A 20,905-nucleotide genomic window follows, 5' to 3' on the forward strand; every position below is an offset into this window, starting at 1 on the left:
CCGTGGGGCGCGGCAGTCCAAGCCCCACAGCACTTTAAGCAAAAAGGATGCCGAAGAAGGCCGGGTCGGTGTTGGCGATGTCGGGGCCAGTCAGGGCCATGTGCTCCGGGCTTTCGCTGAAGGCGAGCATTACGGCCGCGCGGGTATTGCCCGCATCCAGTGCGGCGGACCAGCTGGCGATGCCCGCCGCATCCCCCGCCCGGTCCAGCGCGTTCCAATACAGCCGCTCGGTGAAGCCGCGGTTGTCCAGCGCGCCATAAGTGGCACGGAATTCGGCGCTGCCGGCGAAGATCGCGCCGAGGGTCTCCAGGCTCAGCCCCCCGGCCGCCACCTGCCCCTGCCAGAAGGCGAGCCCGTTCAGCTCGGGCACCCGGCCAAGCGCGGTATCGTAGATGCGGGCGATGGTCGCGGCCGTGGCATCCAGCTCCCAGACCCCGGGCGTGACCAGCGGCGCGGTCCGCGCCATATTCTCCTGGCTCTCGGAGAAGGCCACCAGCAGCCCGTCGCGCGTCAGCGCCCCCCTGGCCAGGATGCCGGTCCAATAGGCGAGCCCGGATGCCTCGGCCTCGCGCCCCAGCACATTGTGGTAGAGCTGATTGACGAAATCCGGGCCGCCAAGCCCACGGCCGAAGCGCGCGGCGAATTCATCGCTGCCGAGGAAGCCTTGCGCCACCTGGTCGAGCCGCCCGCCCGCGGCCAGCGCGTGGCTCCAGGCGTGCAGCCCGCCCGGGTCGGGCATCCGGTGCAGGGCCGCCTGGTAGAGGCGCAGGATCTGGGCCGCGGGCGAGTCGGCCCCGAGCCAGAGGCGGCCATCCACGAAATCCAGCGCCTCGATGCCACGGCCGGTATCGATCTCGCCGCCCCGCGCCACCCTGATCTCGCTGCCGACGAGGCTGACGCCGGTGCCGCGGCGACCGACATCCAGCAGGCCGATGTCGAAGCCCGCGCCGCCATCGAGCAGATCGCTGCCCGCGCCGCCCCGCAAGGTGTCGTCGCCGTTGCCGCCGAAAAGCTGGTCGTTGCCGGCATTGCCGACGAGCCAGTTGGCGAGGTCATTGCCCCGCAGCGTGTCATTGCCGGAACCGCCGATCGCATTCTCGATCAGCGAGCGCGGATCGTCCTGGAACATCAGCGCGTTGTAGACCGTCCCGTGCGCCTTCACCCCGGCGCCGAGATTGGCGCGCTGGGCTTCCGAGGTGATGCTCCAGCCGCCGGGCGCGAGGTCCAGGACCACGGCCGTGGTGTAGTTCGACAGGTCATAGACATCGGCGCCACCCCCATCCCAGATGGTCAGGAAGACGCGGTTGCCGCCCGGGGTGCCCTGGCCGATGCCATCGACCGACATCTCCCCGGTCGCGGGATTCCAGCGATAGGTCGTGTTGCCGGCATGGGTCGCGTAATCGGCGCCATACATCACCTGCAAGGCGAGGATGTCGTACATCATCAGCGTCTGCGGCGCGCCCCATTGCTCGAAGGTGTAGGGGGTGGCGGGCCCGCCCGGATAGGAGCGGTAGGTCATGACGGTGAATTCGAGCCCGTCACGATCCGTCGGCATCGCGACATTCGCCACCCCACCCGTCTCGTGCCCGTGCTTCAGCCCCAGCGCATGGCCAAGCTCATGAATATAGGTGTGGTAGGCGTAGCTGCCGGCGACCGGCGTGCGGTAATCGAGGGAGGTGCCGACATGACCCGTCCCGAACCAGGCATCGCCGCCGGCGCCATCGGCCGGGAAATAGGCATAGGCGGTTCTGGGCACCGAGGATTCCGCCAGCCGGATGTCCCCACCCGCGTTCAAGCCCCCATTCTGCGTCTGCCCCACCGGGGTAAGGATCAGGCTGGCGACACTGCCATAGGTGATCACCCCCCTCGCCCCGGTCAGGGTGTAGCCGCCCAGGATCGCACGGGTCGCCTCCATGGCTTGCAGGGTCAGGGGGCGGAAATCCGTGGTGTTCTCACCAGAGCCATAGCTCACGCCATAGTCTCTGCCGGCCTGGGGGAAGCTGAAGGCGAAGCCGCTTTCCCAACGGGAGCCACGCAGCAGCCCGTCGATATAGCGGTTGCCGGTGGCGCCCTGCGACACGGCGCTCGCATCCTGCCCCCCGTCGCCGAGCACGGACGCGGCGTCCGCAAGCGAGGAAGCGGCATCGCCGTTCGCGCAGGCCGGGCAATTACAAAAAGGTAGCAGCCACGCCGACATCGGGTCTCGGGCTCCAATCCGCTTGGCCGGCGGCATCGGCCAGGTTCGAAGCACGGCACGCGCGATCAGTCCGCCGCAGATATGAATCTAGATATCAGGAGCGGTTGGGTAAAGCGCCATTTCCGGCAGTGTGCATCTGCCCGATGCGCCGATCATGCAAAGAGGATGCCGAAATGGGTTGGGTCGGGATTGTTGATGTTGGCGGCGGTCAGCTCGGCGTGTTCGGCGCTCTCGCTGAAGGGCACGACCATCGCCGCGCGGCTGAGGCCGGAGTCCAGCAGCCCGGTCCAATAGGCGACGCCCCCGGCCTCCCCCGCCCGGTGCAGCGCGTTCTGGTAGATCAGCTCGACGAAGGCGCGGTTGCCGAGCGCGCCATACACCGCCTGGAACTCGGGGCTGTTTGTGAAGACGGTGGCGAGGTCGGTGAGGGTCTGGGTGCCCGCCTCGATATTGGTCTTCCAGTAGCCGAGCCCGCCCACATCGGGCAGCCGGCCCAGGGCAGTGTCGTAGAGCCGCGCGACGGCGGCGGCATTCTCGTCCAGGTCCCAGATGCCGGCGCTGACGACATCGGCGGTGGCCGCGCGGTTCTCATCGCTTTCGGAAAATGCCACGAGGACGCTCGCCCGGCTCACCCCGTCATAGAGCAGCGAAGAGGTCCAGTATTGGAGGCCGCCGTGGTCGCCCTCCCGCCCGAGGACGTTGCGGTAAAGCTGGGCCACGAAATCGGCCTCGCCGAGCCCGGCGCCAAACCGTGCCGCGAACTCCGCGCTGCCGAGGAAATCCGAGGCCAGCGCCTCCAGCCGCACCTCCGCGCCCAGGGCGCCGATCCAGTAATTCAGCCCGGACTGGTCGGGGGCGCGTTCCAGCGCGGCCTGATAGAGGCGCAGGACCTGGGCCGCGGTGGAATCGGCACCCGTCCAGAGCGTGCCATCGGCGAAGTCCAGCCGCTCGACGTTCTGCACCCGGTCGGTCTCCGCGCCGTGAACCAGGTGCAGCGCGCCCTCGCCAAGAGTGATCTGCACCCCGCGCCGCCCAAGACCCGCCATCTCCACCCGATCGGTGCCGGCGCCGCCATCGATCAGGTCGCTGCCCGCACCGCCCAGCAGGGTGTCATCGCCCTCGCCGCCGAACAGGCTGTCGTTGCCGCCCCGCCCCTCCAGCCAATCCGCCCCGGCACCGGCGGAGAGGGCGTTGGCCGCCTCGCTGCCGAGCAGACGATCCGCGCCATCGCCTGAGGTGACCGCCTCGATCCCCACCAGCGTATCGCTGCCGATATCCGCGCCGGTGGCACGGCCGAGGCCGAGATCGACCGCAACCCCATGCAACGCGCTGGTATAGGTGACGCTGTCCCAGCCGCCGCCGCCGTCGTAGCGGTCATCGCCATTGCCGCTGCCGCCGACGAAGGTCGCATCCCCGGCGCCATCGAACAGCGTGTCATCGCCATCACCGCCCACGAAGACGCCGCCCCAGCCCTCCTCGCGGCGGTCGATCACGTCATTGCCGGCGGTGCCGATATGGTCGAGGGCGCCGGTGACGCTCGCGGAGATCTCGCGCGCCACGCCATCGAGGATGGTATCGACCAGCGCATCCACCACGATCCCGCCGAAGCCCACCGCCAGCGCCGCCATGTCGCGCCCGACGAGGCCGAGCACGGCCGCGGAGAAATCGGACAACAGGCGGATATGCTGGTCGCGGTAGTCGCCCTCGACGTAGCTTGTGACGATGGTGGCGAGATCCTTGATGAAGAAGGCCATGCGGAAGGCCGGGATCTGGCCCACGATCTTTTCCGCCAGTGCGGCGAAGGTCGCGTTGGAGGCAGTGGTGAAGCGCAGGGCGGCGGCGGGATCGAAGGCCTCCAGCGCCACCTCGAGCCGCGCGACGATGTTGCGCACGACCTGCGGCCCATACAAATCGAGATGGCCGTCGATGCTGCCCAGCAGCAGCGCAGCCTTGATCTGGTCGAAGGCTTCGAACAGCCGCAGGCCATCGGCGACCTCCTCCACCCGGGCATCGGCCGCGGCCCGGGTCAGGATGGTCTCGCCCGGCGTCCAGCTCAGCTGGTACTGGGCATAGGCGACCGCGTCCTGCGGCAGTTCGACCCCAAGGGTGCCAAGACCGGCCGCCCATGGGTACGGGTCCAGGAGGAGGCTGTCGGGCAGCCGCGCCAGGCCAACCTGGCCCTCCGGCGCATCGATCGTCACGGTCACGGCGCTGTCGATCCGCATCACGCGCCGCGGCACGCTGCCGGAGGTGTCGATTTCGATCTCGCCGGTGAGCAACAGCAGCTCGAAGCCGGTCCCGGTCTTCAGGATCATCACGCCATTGCTGGCCTCCCGGATCGCCTGGGTGACCAGCACCGTCTCGCCGCCGGTCATGTCGGTGACATGGGCGTCATTGTTGACGACGAACACATCCTCGCCCGAGCCGCCGGTGAGGGTGTCGAGCGGGCGCACCCCGGCCACGGCCGGGTCGCCGCGATCGGGCCAGCCGCCGATGAGCAGGTCGGCACCCGCGCCGCCCAGGAGCCGATCGGCACCTGCCCCACCGATCAGGAGATCCTCATCCTCGCCGCCGTCGAGGCTGTCCTCCCCGTCGCCGCCGAACAGGGCGTCCCTCCCCGCGCCGCCGAGCAGCGTGTCCCGGCCCTGGCCGCCATCGGCGAGGTCACGGCCGCCGCCGGCCACGATGCTGTCATCGCCGGCGCCGCCGAGCAGCGCGTCATCGCCATCCGCGCCGATGATTTCGTCATTGCCGGCCAGCAGCCGCATGAGCACGGCCAAGCCATCCGCGGTGATGTGGGAGAGGTCGCGCAGACTGGTCGCGGGGGCGTCGGTGATGGTGACTGCGGGGAGGCTGCTGCTGGTGTAGGTCCAGGCGGTGGCGGTGGTGTCCAACGCGGCCTCGCGCCAGGCATCGAGGGCGGCGAGATAGGCGATGCCCTCGGCGCGATAGACGTAATTGCCAAGGCTGCCGCGAAGGTCGTTGGTGGCCAATGAGACGGAGGGGTCGAAGACGTAGAGGTAGCCATAGGAGAAGGTGGTGGTCGCGGCGGCGTAGAAATCCCCAAGCAGGGGGGCCTCGGCCAGGGAGAAACCGCTCAGCTGGGCACCGCCGGGCCAGGTCAGCGGCGCGCCCGCATCCCGGCCGGCCCAGGCGACCTGCGACGACTCGACATAGCTGTAGTAGGCTGCGGCCCAAGGGTCCGGATCGTCATGGATATTGGTGACGGTGACGGCGAAGGTCCGGGCAGTGGTGTCGATCCACGCACCCCAGTCCAGATCGGAGCCGAGCCCCTCGCGCATGGCGAGGCCACGGGACCCGGCTTCGATCACGAGGCGCATCGTTCGGGTCCAGGCCGGAAATGGTTGCGGTTGCTTACCTATCAGCGCGGCCGCGAAGCGTAAACCCTACCTTGCCACGGGTGGCGGCACCGCCTATAGGCCCCCCTCGCTACGCGTCCGGGCCCGTTGGGGCATGCCCGGCCGTGGCGTCGCGCGTCCCCGCCATCCTGGCGGCGTGGTGCGTCCCCCCGGTCCCCGAATGGGCCGATATTGGAGGACCCGAAATGCCCAAGATGAAGACCAAGAGCAGCGTCAAGAAGCGATTCAAGATCACTGCGACCGGTAAGGTTCTGGCTGGCGCCGGCTTCAAGCGCCACATGCTGTCCTGCAAGACGTCGAAGATGAAGCGGCACAACCGCGGCTCCTTCACGATGACGGACATGGACGCCCGGACCATCAAGCAGTGGTTGCCCTATGGGCTGGATCGGTAAGGAGAACGCGCCATGGCACGTGTCAAACGCGGCGTAACGAAGCACGCCCGCCACAAGAAGATTCTTGGCCTCGCCAAGGGATATGTCGGCAGGTCGTCGACGGCCTACCGGCCGGCATTGGAGCGGGTCGAGAAGGCCCTGCGCTATGCCTACCGCGATCGTCGCAACAAGAAGCGCGAATTCCGCGCGCTGTGGATCCAGCGGATCAACGCCGCGGTGCGTGAGCAGGGGATGACCTATTCCGTGTTCATCGCCGCCGCCAAGCATGCCGGCATCGAGCTGGACCGCAAGGCGATGGCCGCGATCGCCATGGACGACGCCGCCGGCTTTACGGCGCTGATCGAACAGGTGAAGGCGGCCATGCCGGCGGCGGCCACCCCCGCCGCGTGATCGGCACCCCCGGCCCTTCACGGGCCGGGACGCTGAACAGGCCGCCTGGCCCCGGTGTTCGCACCGGGGCCGCGCGGCCTTTTTCTTGTCTGGACCGGTGGATCTTTTCGCATGACCGATGACCTGACCCTGCTGCGCACCGAGGCGCTCGCCGCCGTCGCGGCCGCCCCCGACCCCCGTGCGCTGGACGCCGTGCGCGTCGCGACCCTGGGCAAGAGCGGCAGCCTCACGGCCCTGCTCAAGGCATTGGGCCAGGTTCCGCCCGAAGCCCGGCGCGAACGCGGTGCCGCGGTCAACGCGGTCAAGGCCGCGGTGGAGGCGGCCCTGGACGCCCGCCGCGTGGCGCTGGAAGCCGCGGCCCTGGATGCCAGGCTGCTGGCCGAGAAGATCGATGTCACCCTGCCCCCCCGGCCCTTCCCCCCGGCCGGGCCGGAACAGGGCGGCATCCACCCGATCTCCCGCACCATGGAGGAGCTGACCGCGCTCTTCGGCGCCATGGGGTTTTCGGTGGTCGAAGGCCCGGATATCGAGGCCGACTGGTATAATTTCTCGGCACTCAACATCCCCGCGCATCACCCGGCGCGGCAGGACCACGACACCTTCTACCTGCCGTCCGCGCATGGCGCCGGCTTCCAGACCGTGCTGCGCACCCAGACCAGCCCCTTGCAGGTCCGCACCATGCTGGCCGGCGATCCGCCGATCCGCATCATCGCCCCGGGCCGCACCTATCGCGCCGATCATGACGCGACCCATTCGCCGATGTTCCACCAGGTCGAAGGGCTGGTCCTCGGCCGCGACATCACGCTGGGGCACCTCAAGGGCTGCCTGATCGACTTTTTACGCGCGTTCTTTGGCATCGCGGATTTGCCGGTGCGGTTCCGCAGCAGCTACTTCCCCTTCACCGAACCCTCCATGGAGGTCGATATCGGCTGGAGCAAGAAGACCGGCGAACTCGGCGCCGGTGGCGACTGGCTGGAGATCCTCGGCAGCGGCATGGTCCATCCGAAGGTGCTGGCCAATGCCGGCATCGACCCGCGCGAATGGCAGGGCTTTGCCTTCGGCATGGGCGTCGAGCGCATCACCATGCTGAAGCACGGCCTGCCCGATCTGCGCCCCTTCTATGAGAGCGACGTGCGCTGGCTGCGCGCCACCTCCGCCGCCGTGCTGTCGCCGGCCTCCTTGGCCGAGGGGTTCTGAGCCATGAAATTCTCCCTCTCCTGGCTCTCCGAGCATCTCGACACCACGGCCGATGCCGCCGCCATCGCCGCCTGCCTCAACACCATCGGCCTTGAGGTCGAAGGCATCGAGGACCGTGGCGCCGCCTTGGCCCCCTTCTGCATCGGCCGCGTGCTGGAAGCGGTGCAGCATCCCAATGCCGACCGGCTGCGCGCCTGCCGCGTGGATATCGGCGATGGCGTGATCCGCTCCGTGGTCTGCGGCGCGCCGAATGCGCGCACCGGGATGCTGGCCGTGGTCGCTTTGCCCGGCGCCTTCATCCCCGGCACCGGCATCACGCTGAAGGCCGGGGAAATCCGCGGCGTGAAGTCCGAAGCCATGATGCTGTCGATGCGCGAGATGGGCCTCGGCCAGGACCATGACGGCATCGTGGACCTGCCCGAGGATGCCCCGGTCGGCGCCTCCTACCCCGACTGGGCGGGAATGAACGACCCCATCATCGAAATCGCCGTCACCCCCAATCGCGGCGATGCGCTGTCCATCCGCGGCATCGCGCGGGATCTGGCCGCCGCCGGCCTCGGCACCCTCCGCCCGCTGCCGGCCGAACCGGTGCCCGCCAGCTTCACCACCCCCCTGCGCTGGGAGATCGCCGCCCCCGAAGCCTGCCCCGTGGTCCTCGGCCGCGCCCTGCGCGGGCTGACCAATGGCCCCAGCCCGCAATGGCTGCAGGACCGGCTGACCGCGATCGGGCTGCGGCCGATCAGCCGGCTGGTCGATGTCACGAACTTCTTCACCTTTGCCTATGGCCGCCCGCTGCATGTCTTCGACATGGGCAAGCTTCACGGCGATGTGCTGACCCTGCGCATGGGCGCCGAGGGCGAAACCTTCACCGCGCTGAACGGCAAAGAGGTCACGGTCACCCCGGATGACCTCGTGATCGCCGATGCCGCCGGGCCGGAATCCCTGGCCGGCGTGATCGGCGGCGAGGCCTCGGGCTGCGACGAGGGCACCACCGAAGCCTTCATCGAATGCGCGCTGTTCGACCCCGTCCGCATCGCCGAGGCCGGGCGCCGCCACAGCCTCAATTCCGATGCGCGGGCGCGGTTCGAACGCGGGCTGGACCCCGCCTTCCTGACCGATGCCGTGGAACTGGCGACGCGGATGGTGCTCGACCTTTGCGGCGGCGAGGCCTCCCAGATCGTGAGCGCCGGCGCCGTCCCCGCCTGGGAGCGCAGCGCGACCCTGCGCTTCGAGCGCATCGCCGGCCTCGGCGGGCTGGACCTGCCGGCGGAGGAAGCCTGCGCCCGGCTGGAACGCCTGGGCTTCGCCATCACCGGCCGGGACGCCGAGAGCGTCACCGTCGCCGTCCCCTCCTGGCGCAATGACGTGGCGGCGGATGGCTCGGCCTATCGCGTGCTGGCGCAGTCGCTGGACCAGGCGCCGGGGATCGGACCCGCCCGCGCCGCCAAGGCGCGCGCAAGCGTCGCGGCGATCGAGGCGGAATGCGACCTGCTGGAGGAGGTGCTGCGCCTCGGCGGGCTGGATGCGATCCCGCCGGTCTCCCTGCCCGTCGCCACCATGGGCCCGCCCGCGCTGACCGCGCGCCAGGCCCGCGCTTCGCTGGCCCGCCGCGTGCTGGGCGCGCGCGGGGCGCAGGATTGCGTGAGCTTCGGCTTCATGGACCATACCCAGGCGGCGCTGTTCGGCGACACGCCGGACAGCCTACGCCTCGCCAACCCCATCGCCTCGGATCTGGACCAGATGCGCCCGACCCCGGTCGCGAGCCTGGTGCTGGCCGCCGGGCGCAATGCCGCGCGCGGCCAGGATGCCGTGGCGCTGGCCGAGGTCGGCGGCGGCTGGCGTTCGCCGCTGCCGGAGGGGCAGCTTGCCATCGCCGCCTGCGTCCGCACCGGCGCCACGCCGCGCCATTGGGATGTGCCCGCACGCCCGCTGGACTGGCTGGATGCCAAGGGCGATGCGCTGGCGGTGCTGGCGGCGCTCGGCGTGCCGGCGGCGGCGCTGTCGGTGACGGCGGACGCGCCCGGCTTCTACCACCCCGGCCGTTCGGGCGTGGTGCGGCAAGGGCCGAAGACGGTGCTGGCCACCTTCGGCGCGCTGCATCCCTCTGTGCTGGCGGCGCTGGACATCTCTGGCCCGGCGGTCGCCTGCGAGATCTTCCTGGACGCCATCCCGGACCCCAAGCGCCGCAAGAAATCGGCGCCGGACCTGCCGACCCTGCAGCCTGTGCACCGCGACTTCGCCTTCCTGGTGGACGCGGGCGTGGCGGCCGAGGCGGTGCTGAAGGCTGCCCGCAACGCCGAACGCAGCCTGATCACTGAGGTCGCGCTGTTCGACCGCTACGCCGGCGAGCGCCTGCCCGAGGGCAAGGTGAGTCTCGCCATCGACGTGACCTTGCAGCCGCGCGACCATACGCTGACCGAAGCCGAGATCGAGGCCGTCGCCGCCAGGATCGTCGTGGCCGTCAGCAAGGCGACGGGGGCTGTGCTGCGCTCATGAACCACGACATCACCACGCCGGAGGCGCTGGCCGCCCTCTACGCCCCGACCCGCGATCTGGTGCGGGCGAAGGTCACGGACCGGATCGACGCCACGGCGGCGGCGTTCATCGCGGCCAGCCCCTTCTGCATCCTGGCCACGGCCGGGGCGCGCGGGATGCATGCGACGCCGCGCGGCGATGGCCCCGGCTTCTGCGCGATGCTGGATGACAAGACCCTGGCGCTGCCCGACCGCCGCGGCAACAACCGCATCGATGCGCTGCGCGATGTGCTGGATGACCCCCGCGTGGCGCTGCTGTTCCTGGTGCCGGGTGCGGGGGAAACCCTGCGCGTCACCGGCACCGCGCGGCTGACCACCGACCCCGGCCTGCGCGCCCGCCTGGCGATGCGCGGCGTGGAGCCGGTGACGGTGATGCTGATCACCGCCGAACAGGTTTTTATGCAATGCCCAAGGGCGTTGGTGCGGTCTGCGCTCTGGGGCCAGAAGGTGCGGCCGGTGGCGGTGCCGACAGCGGGAGAAATGCTGGCGGCGCATACCGGCGGGATGATCGATGCCGCCGAGTATGACGCAGGCGCCGAGGAGCGGGTGGCCCAAAACCTCTATTGAGAGCGGCTACCCCGGCGCCAGCGACGGCAGCAGGCTGGAGCCGGAATTGGTCGCATCGAAGGCGTGCAGGCCGAGATCCTCGGCCAGCATCTCGCAGGCCAGCAGGCCACGATGCGGATTGCCATCGGCGTTCAGCCGCGGCGAGAACACGCCCAAGCCAAGCTGGCGATTGACCACCGCCACCACCCCGCCGCCGACGCCGCTTTTCGCCGGCAGCCCGACGCGGCAGGCCCAGTCCCCGGCGCCGTCATACAGCCCGCAAGTGAACATCACCGACAGCGTGTCCCGCACCGCATCGACGCCGAAGACCTCCTTGCCCGAGAGCGGGTTGGTCCCGATCGCGGCCAGGGTCGCGCCCATCACCGCCAGATCATGCGCGGTGACCAGCAGCGAGCATTGCAGGAAATAAAGCTCCACCGCCTCCTGCGGATCGGCGGTGAAGGCGCCGGCGGCGCGCAGCAGATGCGCGATGGCGCGGTTGCGGTGGCCGCTCTCGGCCTCGGAGGCATGCACCGCGGCATCGACCTCCAGCATGCGGCCGGCGCAGGCGGAGAGCCGGGCCTTCACCATTGCGAAGGCGTCGGGGCCAAGCGTCTGGCGCAACAGCCCGGCCACGGCGATGGCACCGGAATTGATCATCGGGTTGAAGGGGCGGTTGCTGCGCGGGTCCAGCTCGATGACGTTGAAGGGCTCGCCGACCGGTTGCACGCCCACCCCGGCCCGCACCGCGTCGCGGCCCAGCAGGTCGAGCACCATGGCATAGGTGAAGCATTTGGAGACGGATTGGATGGTGAAGGGGTGCCGCGTGTCGCCAGCCTCGGCCACCGCGCCGGAGGGCGTCATCAGGGCGATGCCGAACAGATCCGGCGGCATCGCGGCCAGGGCCGGGATGTAGCTGGCAACCGCGCCCTCGATGCGGCCATGCAGGCGCGCATGGGTCTCGCGGGCGGCGCTGCTCAAGGAGTGGCGGATATCGGGGGCGTGCATGCGCGCTTGGCCTCGGCTGTCAGACGACCGCGCATTTCATTCCCGTCGCAAATCTGTAACGGAACGCGCCCTGGTGGCAATGGCCCTGTGGCGCCTGCTACCCCAGCGCCTGGGCCAGCCTGCCGCCGATGCGGATCGGCACGATGCTGCGGGCAAGGCCGGTCGCATCATCCGTCTCGACAAAACAGCCGCAGATCGTCGCCTCGCCATCCGCCGGCGACAGTTTTTCCCCGGGCACCTTGCGCCAGAAACGCAGGGCCGCGGCGCCCTTCTGCATCCCGATCACGCTGTCATAATCGCCGCACATGCCGGCATCGGTCATATAGGCCGTGCCGCCGACCAGGATGTGGTGGTCGCCCGAGGGCGTATGCGTATGCGTCCCCACCACCAGCGACACCCGGCCATCGAAGGAATGCGCGAAGCTCAGCTTCTCGCTGGAGGCCTCGGCATGGAAATCCACGACGATGGCCGAAACCCCGCCGGTGCCCATCCGGTAGGGCGCCAGCACCGCCTGGGCACCGCGGAAGGGGTCATCCAGCGCGTCCATGAACAGCCGCCCCATGGCCTGCACCACCAGCGCGCGGCGGCCATCGGCCAGCACCACCTCGTAATGGCCTCGCCCGGGCGTACCGGGCGGGAAATTCAGCGGGCGGATGACGCGGGGTTCGGTTTCGAGGTAGGGAATCAGCTCCTTGCGGTCCCAGGCGTGGTTGCCGAGCGTCACCACATCCGCCCCCGCGACCAGGAAGGCGCGCGCCATATCCGGCGCCAGGCCAAAGCCATGCGAGGCGTTCTCCCCGTTCAGCACCACCAGGTCGGCGTTGAGGCGCGTCCGCAGCGCCGGCAGTTGGGCCACGATGGCATCGCGGCCGCTGCGGCCGACGACATCTCCAAGAAACAGAATCCGCAACCGCTCAGGCTCCCGTGACGATCAGTCCGGACTCGGTCGCGATCATCGGCAGCCGTTGGTCCAGAGGTCCAGTTGGCACCTCCGGCACCTCCTGTGTGGAAAAAGCGATGCCGATGGCGGTGGAATTCGGCAAGCCCGCCAGGGTGCGGTCGTAATACCCGCCGCCATAGCCGAGCCGCCCGCCCCGCCGATCGAAGGCCAGCAGCGGCACCAGCAGCCAGTCAGGATCGAGCCATTCGCCCGCCGCCGGCTGGCTGGTGCCCATCGGGCCCGGCGCCAAGGGCTCGCCGGGCTGCCAGCGGCGGAATCGCAGCGGCTGGCCGCGCGGCGGCGTCACCGGCAGCACCAGCGCATGGCCGCGTTCGGCGAGCGCCTGCATCAAGGGCCGAGGGTCGATTTCCGCCCCCATCGGCCAGAACCCGGCCACCACCGCGCCCTCCGGCGGCGCGGCAGCGGCCAGCACATGCGCCGCCATCGCGGCGCCGAGCGCCGGATCGCAGCCAAGCCGCGCGGCAAAGGCATGACGCCGGAGCGCTGCCTTCTCGGCATCGAGGGGAAAGTGCGGAGCCGCCATAGCCGTCGGCGTGACATCCTCCATGGACCTGCTGTTGCAGGTGGGCGCCAGGTACTTGGACCAGGATCCAAGCAGCGCCAGCTCCCGGAGGTTGCTCATTGGCCCCGGGGATGTAGCTGCCTCAACAAACCGAGCAGCCCCGCCGCCCACATCTAGGGCTGGTCGAGCGTCCCCGCAATGGCTTCGATCCGCTCCGCCAACCGGGCCAGACGCTCGGCCAGCCGCGGGTCGGCGGCGGGGCCAGGGGGTTGGCCGGCGCGGACGGCGGACAGCTCGATCCGCATGTCGTGCAGCTCATCGGCCAGCAGCAGCCCGGCGAGCAGCAGCAGCCGCGCCTCGCCATATTGCCCGCCCATGGCGCGAATCGAGGAGACCCGGCGATCCACATCGGCGGCCAGGGCGACCAGATGCGCCTCCTGCCCGTCCTCGCAGGACACCGGATGGGTATAGCCGCCGACGCGGACCGTGACCTGGGCCATGCTAGCGCATCACTCCTCGGAAACCGTATCTTCCGCCGCGAGCCGCAGCCGCGCGAGCGTCGCCTCCAGCCGGTCGGCCAGCGCTATGATCTCGTCACGGCTGGGGCCTGCGGCCTCCGGCGCATGCGCCGCGGCATCCAGGGCTTCACGAGCGGTCTGGACGCGGGTGGCGAGAAGATCCACCGCTGCTTCCAGCCGCGACAGAACGGCATCGGGGTCGCTTGCGGCGCTGCTCATGAAGTATTCGGCTCGACCTTGTTTACGGCAGGGGATGCGGCGGCGCCTGTCGTCCTCGACAGGCGGAAGGACAAGGACTTGGCTTTACGCATGCTGCATGGGCAGGGTCAACCGCAAGTGACTGTCGCGTATGGCAAGCCGGCCATCCTCGTGCCCGATGCGAGGCGCGCGGCGGCGGTATTGGTGGCCTGGGCGCGCGCCGCGCCACCGCTGCTGCTCTCCCCACCCGGCGCCTGCGCCTGGCTGGGGCCGGCGGGGTGGCTCGCGCTGATCGCCCAGGCACGGGCGCTCTGCCCCGGCGTGCCCTTCGGCCATGCGCTGGATTGCGGGGCCGCACCCGGCCATGCCCTGGCCGCCCTGCGCGCCGGGGTGCCGATTCTGGTTCTGGCGGGTGCTCACCCCGCCTATCCCGCCGTGGCCGGGGCGGCGGCGGAGGCGGGCGCGGTGCTGCTGCCGGCGCCACCGCCGGCAATCGTGATCGATCATCTGGATTTGCGGCGCCCGGCCGGGCGCGCACGGCTGCGTGTTCTCCTGGCGGGGCCGTGACAGTTTCGGCGGCATCGGCTATCCGGCAGCGACGATTTTGCCACGGTTCGAAAAGGATCACGCCCGATGAAGCTCACGCGCCGCGTCAAGGAAATCCTGTCCTGGTACGAGAGCGACAACCCCGGGACGAAGGGCAACCTTGCCCGCATCCTGATGGAGGGAAAGCTCGGCGGCACCGGCCGCATGGTCATCCTGCCGGTCGACCAGGGCTTCGAGCACGGCCCGGCGCGCTCCTTCGCGCCGAATCCCGCCGCCTATGATCCGCATTATTTGTTCGAGCTGGCGATCGAGGCCGGGCTGAACGCCTATGCCGCCCCCTTGGGCATGATCGAGGCCGGGGCCGCGACCTTCGCCGGTGCCATCCCGACCATCCTGAAGGTCAACAGCAGCAACAGCCTGTCCACGACCAAGGACCAGGCCGTGACCGGCACGGTCGCGGATGCGCTGCGCCTGGGCTGCTCGGCGATCGGCTTCACGATCTATCCGGGCAGCGAATACCAGTTCGAGATGATGGAAGAGCTGCGCGAGCTGGCCGAGGAAGCCAAGGCCGCCGGCCTGGCCGTCGTCGTCTGGTCCTATCCGCGTGGCCCGATGCTGGACAAGGTCGGTGAGACCGCGCTCGACATCGCGGCCTACGCCGCGCACATGGCCGCCCTTTGCGGCGCCCATATCATCAAGGTGAAGCCGCCGACCGCGGCGATCAGCCTGGATGCCGCCAAGAAGACCTACGAGAAGTTCCCGGTCGAGGATGATGCCGCCAAGCGCTTCGCCCATATCGTCCAGGCCTGCTTCAACGGCCGTCGCCTGGTGGTGTTCTCGGGCGGCGAGGCGCGCAGCAACGAGTCGATGCTGGACGACGTCCGCGCGATCCATGCCGGCGGCGGCAATGGCAGCATCGTCGGGCGCAACGCCTTCCAGCGCAGCAAGGCCGATGCCCTGGCGCTGCTGGCCAGCATTATCGAGGTTTACAAGACCAAGGTGTGATTCTTCCGATGGGAGCGGCAAGGATGGCGGCATGGACGCCCAAACCATCCTCGCCATCCTGCGGAGTCATCAGGCGGAACTGACCGAGGCCGGCGTTATCCACGCGGGACTCTTCGGTTCGGCGGCACGCGGCGAATCCGGCCCCGGCAGCGATATCGATATCGATATTTTGGTGGAATTCGCGCCCGGGCAGCCGGCTGATGTTTTTGCCTATGCCGGGCTGAAGGCGCAGGTCGCGGCGCTTCTGCCGGGGCGGGTGGATGTGATCGACCGTGACGCGATGCGGCCGGCGGTGCGTTCGCGGGTGTTACGCGACCTTCAATCCGCCTTTTGAGCGAAGGTCTAGCAGGGCCGGTGGCTTCCGCCAGTCGGGGCCACCAGTTCGGGCGATGATGGTGGAAACTGGCACCCCTGCGACCCGTCACCTTCGGCCCTGCAATGCTTTGGTAAGCGCCAGGCGCCGGCTGGTCAAGAAAGAGCGCGCCGGTCCCTGCGTGCCTTCGGCAAGACTCTGGCGGCGCGCCGGTGGGGCCTCCCGGTAACCCCACAACCGGTAACCCCACAATATGACCCCCCCGAAAGCGGTCCCGCGGTCGGGAGAATATCGCCGCATCACGGCGCGCCACGCGAAGAAAGGGCGCGACCTGACCTGGGAGACCTTTGCGCGGCGCTGGCTTGGCGGCACAGTCGCGCAATGACCAACAAACTCTTCTTCGGCGACAATCTGGAAGTGCTACGCGGGCGCGATGCCGATGGCCGGGCGGTGATGCCGGATGAGAGCGTGGACCTGATCTACCTCGACCCGCCGTTCAATTCCGCCGCGAACTACAATGTCCTGTTCCGGGCACCGGACGGCAAGGCCAGCGACAGCCAGTTGGAAGCCTTCGAGGATACCTGGCATTGGGGCGATAGCGCCGAACAGGCCTTTGAGGAGGTGCTGACGCAGGCGACCCACCCGGATGCGGCGGTGTTGCTGCGGGGAGTCGTCGCGGCGCTGGGGCGCAACGACATGACCGCCTATCTGGTGATGATGGCGGTACGGCTGATGGAACTGCATCGGGTGCTGAAGCCGACCGGGAGCCTGTATCTGCACTGCGATCCGACCGCGAGCCATTACTTGAAGATCGTGCTGGATGGGATTTTCGGGCCGCATCTGTTTCGAAACGAGATAGTATGGAAGCGGTCACACGCTCACAGTGACCACGGTCAGGGCGCACAACATTTTGGTCGTATTACTGACTCTATACTATTCTATACTAAATCCTCATCTTACACATTCAATTCAATTTTTCTTCCGTATGATGAAAAGTATCTTAATAGAGATTATAGAAGGCTCGACGAGAATGGCCGACGGTACCGCTTGGATAATATCCAAGGACCGGGAGGGGGGGGGAATGGAAATCCTTACTACGAAGTAATGGGAGTTTCCCGACATTGGAGATATTCGAAAATTCGCATGCAGAAACTTATTGATGAAGGCCGAATAATACAAACCCAAGCAGGCGCCGTACCACAGTACAAGCGATATCTGGATGAAATGCCTGGCGTTCCAGTTCAAAATTTGTGGACAGACATGCCGGGCATCAACAACCGCTCGGAAGAACTGCTTGGCTACCCCACCCAAAAGCCCCTCGCCCTTCTCGAACGCATCATCACTGCCTCCAGCAACCCCGGTGATGTGGTGTTCGACCCCTTCTGCGGCTGCGGCACCGCCGTCCATGCCGCCCAAAAACTCGGCCGCCGCTGGATCGGCATGGATGTCACCCACCTCGCCATCAGCCTGATCGAACGCCGCCTGAAAGACGCCTTTCCAAATATCGCCTTCGAGGTCTTGGGCACGCCGCGCGACCTTGCCGCCGCGCGCGACCTCGCCTTCCGCGACAAGCATCAGTTCCAATGGTGGGCCGTCTCCCTGCTCGATGCCGTGCCACAGGGTGGCAAGAAGAAGGGGATGGATCGCGGCATCGACGGCATCCGCTGGGTCCGCACCGGCCCCCGCCCCGAGGACCTGGACCGCATCATTATCTCGGTAAAGGGCGGGGAGACGGTGACCGTCTCCGCCCTCCGCGATCTTGTCGGCACTGTGCAGCGCGAAGGCGCGCTGGGCGGCGTGCTGATCACCCTCAACCCACCCACCAAGGAAATGACGCGTGAGGCCGCCAGCCACGGCTACGCCTCCACAGGGTTGGGCCAGTTCCGCAAGATCATGGTGAAGACCGTGGACGAACTCCTGCGCAACGTCCACGACGAGAAGGAAGCCCTGCCACCGATCGGTCGCGGCGAAGGGTTCCGCCGCGCCGCGCGGGAAACCGCCAGCCGGCCGAAGGGCGCGCAACCTGGCCTTGATCTGTAGCCCCAAGCGCCGCCCCCTTTCCTTCGGGCGGCGCCGGCGGCACATGCATGACATGAGCGATACCCCGCAACCCGACCTCTGCCGCCTCTACCTGATCACGCCGCCGGTCTTCGACCCGCTGGCGTTCCGTGACCCGCTGGCGGCCGCCTTGGACGCAGGCGATGTTGCGGCCCTGCAGATCCGCCTGAAGGACGCGCCGGCCGATGCGGTGAAGCGCGCGGTCGCGGCCCTGCTGCCCGTGGCCCAGGCGCGCGGCGTCGCGGTGCTGCTGAACGACAGTGCCGAGCTTGCGATAGAGACCGGCTGCGACGGCGCCCATCTCGGCCAGAGCGACGGCGACCATGCGGCGGCGCGCAAGCTGCTGGGGCCGGACCGGATGCTCGGCATCACCTGCCACGCCAGCCGCCACCTCGCCATGAAGGCCGGCGAGATCGATGCCGATTACGTCGCCTTCGGCGCCTTCTTCCCCACCGCGACCAAAGCCACCGAGCATGTGGCCGAGCCCGAGATCCTGGAGTGGTGGTCCAGCCTGTTCGAGGTCCCATGCGTGGCCATCGGCGGCATCACGGCCGAAAACTGCGGCCCGCTGGTCCGCGCCGGGGCGGATTTCCTGGCGGTGGTCGGGGCGGTCTGGAACCACCCGGATGGCCCTGCCGCCGGCGTCCGCGCCCTGAATGCCGCCATCGCAGCAGCCTGAGGCGCCGAGAATGGACGAGGTCACCTTCCACTCTCGCCTGCATCAACCCGGCACCATGCTCGATGTCGGGGCGCATGACGGGCTGCTGACACTCCCCTTTTCCCGCCTGCCAGCCAGCAAGGTCCTGGCCTTCGAGCCGCTGCCCCGCGCCTTCGCCCGCCTCGCCGCCGTGCTTGCCGACGGGCATGGCGGCGCGGTGCCGGCGCATGTGACGCTGCACCCTGAGGCGCTGGGCGACCATGACGGCGTCATCACCCTGTCCTTGCCGGTGCTGGATGGGGTGCCGCAGGAGCAATGGGCCTCCACGGCCAAGGATTACGCGGGCTATGACCTCCGTCGCATCGCGGTGGAGCAGATCCGGGTGCCGCTGCGCACCATCGACGGGCTGGGCCTGACCGACCTCACCCATCTCAAGATCGACGCCGAGGGCGCGGAATACGAGGTGCTGCGCGGCGCCCGCGAGACGCTGCGACGCTGCCGCCCGGTCATCACCGTCGAGATCGAGGAACGCCACCGCGCCGGCTCCACCTGGGCGGTGCCGGCCTTTCTCGATGCGCTGGAGTATGAGGTGCTGTTCGAACTGGAGGGCCGCTGGTTCCCGGTCGCGGCGCTGGACCGCGCCACCATGCAGCGCGCGAGCCCCGACCCGAGCGTGTTCGAAGCCTCGCACCCCTATGTCTTCATCTTCTACGCCTTACCGCGTGAGCAGGCCGTCACCGCACTTACCCTCATTCGCAACACTTGATCACACAAGGATGCCGGGGAAGGCGATATTGACTGCGCTCGCAATGGATACTGCCTGATGCCGAAGCCCTTGTTATTGCGCCTGCATCGCTGGATTGCCCTGGCGTTCGCCCTCCCCTTGCTGCTGGTCATGGCGACCGGATTGTTCCTTGCATTCGAGCCGGCGTTGAAGGCGATGACGCCAGCCGGAACCGTCACCCTGGCGCGGATCGAGGCCGCGATCGCCGCCGCCGACGAAATGGGTGCGCGCGGTGCGCTCTTTGTGCGCGGCTATGACGGCACCGTCTCGATCGGCCCGCGCGGCGGTGAGACCTTCGACCTCGCCACGGCCCAGCCAACCCAGCCAGGCGCACTCGCGGCTGCCTTCCGCACCGCCCGCGGCCTGCATGAGCGGCTGCTGCTCGACCTCGGCTGGCTGGTCACCGGCAGCACCATCGCGCTGATCCTGCTGGCACCGCTCGGTTTGCTGCTGGGTTGGCCTCGGCTGCGCAACACCGTCGCCGGCTGGCACCGGCTGGCGGGGTGGGGGCTGCTGCCGCTGGTGGTCGGCAGCCCTCTGACCGGGCTGGCCTTGGCCTTCGGCGTGAGCTTCGCGGCCCCGCTCCCCGCCAGCGCGGCGGCGCCCGCGGCCATGGGCGCGACGCTGCGCATGGTGGCGGCGCGCCACTCGTTGGATGGGCTCGACTTCATCCGCCCGATGGACGGCACGCCGGTGGTGCGGGTGCTGGATGCGGAGGGCACCGCCGTGCTCTACCGCGCCGGCGCCGATGGGCTGGCGCCGATGCCGAGCAACTGGCCGCGGCTGCTGCATGAGGGAAACTGGGGCGGCGTGCTCGGAAGCCTCGCCAATCTGGTGGCGGCGGTGGCACTGCTCGGGCTGCTCGGCACCGGCGTCTTCATCTGGGTGCGGCGCAGCCTGCAACGCCGGCGTGGCCGCGCGGCGCGGCGGGCGCGGGCCCTGGCCGCTCAGCCATAGGCCAGCATCGCTGCGGCGCCGCCCCCGTTGCCGCCCCCGTTGCCGCCTTTGGCCGCAGCCGCCAGACTTCGCGGACTGCAATAAGGGCCTCGACCACCATGCTGACGATCTACGGCTGCCTGCGTTCCCGCGCCTCGCGCAACATCTGGCTGGCGCATGAGATGGGGCTGGACTTCCGCCATGTTCCGGTGGTCCAGGCCAACCGACTGGCCGATCCGCTGGCCGCCGATGCGCCGATCAACACCCACTCGCCCGCTTTCCTCGCGATCAACCCCAATGCCCGCATCCCGGCGGTGGATGATGACGGGCTGATCCTGAACGAATCCCTGGCGATCAACCTGCATCTGGCGCGGCGCCATGGCGGCAGCCTCGGCCCCGCCGATCTGGCCGAGGATGCGCAATTCGGCATGTGGGCGCTCTGGGCGGCGACCGAGGTGGAGCCCTTCGCGATCAACATCCTCTACCACCGCGTGACCAAGCCCGTGGCCGAGCGCGACCCGGCCCTGGCCGAGGCGGCGATCGCCGCCCTGGCAGCCCCTTTCGCGGTGCTGGACGCGCATCTCGCGGCCACTGGCTTCCTGGTCGGCGGCCGTTTCACCGTCGCGGATGTGAATGTCGCCGAGGTGGTCCGCTACGCCCTGTCCGCCGCGGAACTGTTCGAGGCCGCGCCGCATCTGCGCGCCTGGATCTCGGCCTGCCACGCCCGGCCGGCCTACCGGCGGATGATGGCCGAGCGGGATGCCGAGCAGATCGCCTGAACC

Annotated in this window: 20 protein-coding genes and 1 other RNA gene; 13 read left to right on the forward strand and 8 right to left on the reverse strand. The window is 69.0% G+C overall.

Annotated elements, in window-relative coordinates:
• Positions 1-34: 34 nt before the first annotated feature.
• Positions 35-2,113 carry a DUF4214 domain-containing protein gene (locus C8P66_RS11255; protein WP_170141572.1) on the reverse strand — a complete coding sequence of 693 codons (2,079 nt, stop codon included), beginning with the start codon at positions 2,111-2,113 and terminating at the stop codon, positions 35-37.
• 236 nt (positions 2,114-2,349) lie between these two features.
• On the reverse strand, positions 2,350-5,538 hold the full coding sequence (locus C8P66_RS11260) for a DUF4214 domain-containing protein (RefSeq protein WP_111398357.1): 3,189 nt from the start codon (positions 5,536-5,538) through the stop codon (positions 2,350-2,352).
• Between the two features lie 224 nt (positions 5,539-5,762).
• Between C8P66_RS11260 and rpmI the strand changes: the two genes are divergently transcribed.
• From rpmI to C8P66_RS11285, 5 genes are all read left to right on the forward strand, one after another.
• Entirely contained in the window at positions 5,763-5,969 is a 207-nt protein-coding gene (gene rpmI / locus C8P66_RS11265) for a 50S ribosomal protein L35 (RefSeq protein ID WP_111398358.1), read from the forward strand.
• Between the two features lie 12 nt (positions 5,970-5,981).
• Positions 5,982-6,359 carry a 50S ribosomal protein L20 gene (rplT, locus tag C8P66_RS11270; RefSeq protein ID WP_111398359.1) on the forward strand — a complete coding sequence of 126 codons (378 nt, stop codon included), beginning with the start codon at positions 5,982-5,984 and terminating at the stop codon, positions 6,357-6,359.
• A gap of 111 nt (positions 6,360-6,470) precedes the next feature.
• Positions 6,471-7,556: a phenylalanine--tRNA ligase subunit alpha gene (pheS, locus tag C8P66_RS11275; protein ID WP_111398360.1), complete on the forward strand. Its 1,086-nt coding sequence runs from the start codon at positions 6,471-6,473 to the stop codon at positions 7,554-7,556.
• Positions 7,557-7,559: 3 nt separating this feature from the next.
• Complete coding sequence (gene pheT, locus C8P66_RS11280; RefSeq protein WP_111398361.1) at positions 7,560-10,052, forward strand: phenylalanine--tRNA ligase subunit beta; 2,493 nt, start codon at positions 7,560-7,562, stop codon at positions 10,050-10,052.
• Positions 10,049-10,657 carry an MSMEG_1061 family FMN-dependent PPOX-type flavoprotein gene (locus C8P66_RS11285; RefSeq protein ID WP_111398362.1) on the forward strand — a complete coding sequence of 203 codons (609 nt, stop codon included), beginning with the start codon at positions 10,049-10,051 and terminating at the stop codon, positions 10,655-10,657. Before pheT ends, C8P66_RS11285 begins: the two co-directional genes overlap by 4 nt.
• 6 nt (positions 10,658-10,663) lie before the next feature.
• Here the strand turns inward: C8P66_RS11285 and glsA are convergent, their stop codons facing one another.
• From glsA to C8P66_RS11315, 6 genes are all read right to left on the reverse strand, one after another.
• Positions 10,664-11,644 (reverse strand): glutaminase A, encoded by a 981-nt coding sequence (gene glsA / locus C8P66_RS11290; RefSeq protein ID WP_111398363.1) that lies wholly within the window; start codon positions 11,642-11,644, stop codon positions 10,664-10,666.
• Between the two features lie 97 nt (positions 11,645-11,741).
• Positions 11,742-12,554, reverse strand: coding sequence for a TIGR00282 family metallophosphoesterase (locus tag C8P66_RS11295; RefSeq protein WP_111398364.1), 813 nt, complete (start codon positions 12,552-12,554; stop codon positions 11,742-11,744).
• Positions 12,555-12,558: 4 nt separating this feature from the next.
• Entirely contained in the window at positions 12,559-13,128 is a 570-nt protein-coding gene (locus tag C8P66_RS11300; RefSeq protein WP_111398365.1) for a 5-formyltetrahydrofolate cyclo-ligase, read from the reverse strand.
• Positions 13,115-13,271: non-coding RNA, 6S RNA (gene ssrS / locus C8P66_RS11305), on the reverse strand. Before ssrS ends, C8P66_RS11300 begins: the two co-directional genes overlap by 14 nt.
• A gap of 9 nt (positions 13,272-13,280) precedes the next feature.
• A complete protein-coding gene (locus C8P66_RS11310) occupies positions 13,281-13,607 on the reverse strand; it encodes a cell division protein ZapA (protein ID WP_111398366.1) in 327 nt (108 codons plus the stop codon).
• Positions 13,608-13,616: 9 nt separating this feature from the next.
• Positions 13,617-13,844, reverse strand: a complete 228-nt coding sequence (locus C8P66_RS11315) for a hypothetical protein (RefSeq protein WP_111398367.1) — start codon at positions 13,842-13,844, stop codon at positions 13,617-13,619.
• Between the two features lie 117 nt (positions 13,845-13,961).
• Between C8P66_RS11315 and C8P66_RS11320 the strand changes: the two genes are divergently transcribed.
• The 8 genes from C8P66_RS11320 (at position 13,962) to C8P66_RS11355 (ending at position 20,902) form a co-directional block, all read left to right on the forward strand.
• Complete coding sequence (locus C8P66_RS11320) at positions 13,962-14,390, forward strand: hypothetical protein (protein WP_111398368.1); 429 nt, start codon at positions 13,962-13,964, stop codon at positions 14,388-14,390.
• Positions 14,391-14,456: 66 nt separating this feature from the next.
• Positions 14,457-15,374, forward strand: a complete 918-nt coding sequence (locus tag C8P66_RS11325) for a class I fructose-bisphosphate aldolase (protein WP_111398369.1) — start codon at positions 14,457-14,459, stop codon at positions 15,372-15,374.
• Positions 15,375-15,405: 31 nt separating this feature from the next.
• A complete protein-coding gene (locus C8P66_RS11330; RefSeq protein ID WP_158537213.1) occupies positions 15,406-15,708 on the forward strand; it encodes a nucleotidyltransferase family protein in 303 nt (100 codons plus the stop codon).
• Between the two features lie 360 nt (positions 15,709-16,068).
• A complete protein-coding gene (locus tag C8P66_RS11335) occupies positions 16,069-17,727 on the forward strand; it encodes a DNA methyltransferase (protein ID WP_111398371.1) in 1,659 nt (552 codons plus the stop codon).
• A gap of 52 nt (positions 17,728-17,779) precedes the next feature.
• Positions 17,780-18,424 carry a thiamine phosphate synthase gene (thiE, locus tag C8P66_RS11340; RefSeq protein ID WP_111398414.1) on the forward strand — a complete coding sequence of 215 codons (645 nt, stop codon included), beginning with the start codon at positions 17,780-17,782 and terminating at the stop codon, positions 18,422-18,424.
• 10 nt (positions 18,425-18,434) lie between these two features.
• Positions 18,435-19,169: an FkbM family methyltransferase gene (locus C8P66_RS11345; RefSeq protein ID WP_158537214.1), complete on the forward strand. Its 735-nt coding sequence runs from the start codon at positions 18,435-18,437 to the stop codon at positions 19,167-19,169.
• Between the two features lie 57 nt (positions 19,170-19,226).
• Positions 19,227-20,144 carry a PepSY domain-containing protein gene (locus C8P66_RS11350; RefSeq protein ID WP_111398373.1) on the forward strand — a complete coding sequence of 306 codons (918 nt, stop codon included), beginning with the start codon at positions 19,227-19,229 and terminating at the stop codon, positions 20,142-20,144.
• A 98-nt stretch (positions 20,145-20,242) separates the two neighbouring features.
• Complete coding sequence (locus C8P66_RS11355; RefSeq protein ID WP_111398374.1) at positions 20,243-20,902, forward strand: glutathione S-transferase family protein; 660 nt, start codon at positions 20,243-20,245, stop codon at positions 20,900-20,902.
• Positions 20,903-20,905: the final 3 nt, after the last annotated feature.

It is taken from the genome of Humitalea rosea, assembly GCF_003253705.1.
GTDB classification, from domain to species: domain Bacteria; phylum Pseudomonadota; class Alphaproteobacteria; order Acetobacterales; family Acetobacteraceae; genus Humitalea; species Humitalea rosea.

Bases quoted from the DNA above. Each gene is read 5' to 3' on its own strand.
- C8P66_RS11350 (WP_111398373.1), top strand. From the start codon at position 19,227: ATGCCGAAGCCCTTGTTATTGCGCCTGCATCGCTGGATTGCCCTGGCG.
- glsA (WP_111398363.1), bottom strand. From the start codon at position 11,644: ATGCACGCCCCCGATATCCGCCACTCCTTGAGCAGCGCCGCCCGCGAG.
- C8P66_RS11335 (WP_111398371.1), top strand. From the start codon at position 16,069: ATGACCAACAAACTCTTCTTCGGCGACAATCTGGAAGTGCTACGCGGG.
- C8P66_RS11325 (WP_111398369.1), top strand. From the start codon at position 14,457: ATGAAGCTCACGCGCCGCGTCAAGGAAATCCTGTCCTGGTACGAGAGC.
- C8P66_RS11315 (WP_111398367.1), bottom strand. From the start codon at position 13,844: ATGAGCAGCGCCGCAAGCGACCCCGATGCCGTTCTGTCGCGGCTGGAA.
- C8P66_RS11345 (WP_158537214.1), top strand. From the start codon at position 18,435: ATGGACGAGGTCACCTTCCACTCTCGCCTGCATCAACCCGGCACCATG.
- C8P66_RS11285 (WP_111398362.1), top strand. From the start codon at position 10,049: ATGAACCACGACATCACCACGCCGGAGGCGCTGGCCGCCCTCTACGCC.
- pheS (WP_111398360.1), top strand. From the start codon at position 6,471: ATGACCGATGACCTGACCCTGCTGCGCACCGAGGCGCTCGCCGCCGTC.
- C8P66_RS11330 (WP_158537213.1), top strand. From the start codon at position 15,406: ATGGACGCCCAAACCATCCTCGCCATCCTGCGGAGTCATCAGGCGGAA.
- rplT (WP_111398359.1), top strand. From the start codon at position 5,982: ATGGCACGTGTCAAACGCGGCGTAACGAAGCACGCCCGCCACAAGAAG.
- rpmI (WP_111398358.1), top strand. From the start codon at position 5,763: ATGCCCAAGATGAAGACCAAGAGCAGCGTCAAGAAGCGATTCAAGATC.
- thiE (WP_111398414.1), top strand. From the start codon at position 17,780: ATGAGCGATACCCCGCAACCCGACCTCTGCCGCCTCTACCTGATCACG.
- C8P66_RS11310 (WP_111398366.1), bottom strand. From the start codon at position 13,607: ATGGCCCAGGTCACGGTCCGCGTCGGCGGCTATACCCATCCGGTGTCC.
- C8P66_RS11260 (WP_111398357.1), bottom strand. From the start codon at position 5,538: ATGCGCCTCGTGATCGAAGCCGGGTCCCGTGGCCTCGCCATGCGCGAG.
- pheT (WP_111398361.1), top strand. From the start codon at position 7,560: ATGAAATTCTCCCTCTCCTGGCTCTCCGAGCATCTCGACACCACGGCC.
- C8P66_RS11355 (WP_111398374.1), top strand. From the start codon at position 20,243: ATGCTGACGATCTACGGCTGCCTGCGTTCCCGCGCCTCGCGCAACATC.
- C8P66_RS11300 (WP_111398365.1), bottom strand. From the start codon at position 13,128: ATGGCGGCTCCGCACTTTCCCCTCGATGCCGAGAAGGCAGCGCTCCGG.